At 75.1% G+C, this 342-nt stretch carries 1 pseudogene; it reads right to left on the bottom strand.

Annotated features, from left to right (window positions below):
• Nucleotides 1-254: pseudogene (locus DIE17_RS37165) on the bottom strand (alginate export family protein); the annotation flags it as partial.
• Nucleotides 255-342: the final 88 nt, after the last annotated feature.

Below are 342 nucleotides of genomic sequence, written 5' to 3'. Positions count from 1 at the left end.
GGGTCGCCGCCGAGCGGGATGTACTTCAGCCCGTCGAGCGGCTTGCGCGGCACGCACGGATTCGCGAGCACCGACCAATCTTCCTGCCAGCGGTTGAACAGCACCGCGGGCCGCTTCGCGGTGCACGTCGTGCCGGCGGCCGAGGCCGGCGCCGGCACCGCGGTGTCCTCGGCAGCGGCCGCCGTCCCGGCGTACGTCGCGACGCCGCCCGCCAGCACAGCGGCCGGCAGCACGCCACGCCACGCCCACCTCATCGCCCGCCGTCCCATTACTTCGACCGCGCGTGGATCTCGGCGACGTAGCCGCCCGGGAACTGCACGAGCGCCGCATCGCGCCCGTCCG

Source organism: Burkholderia sp. Bp9099 (genome assembly GCF_003857805.1).
Lineage (GTDB): Bacteria > Pseudomonadota > Gammaproteobacteria > Burkholderiales > Burkholderiaceae > Burkholderia.
This window is presented reverse-complemented; position numbering and strand designations above follow the sequence as displayed.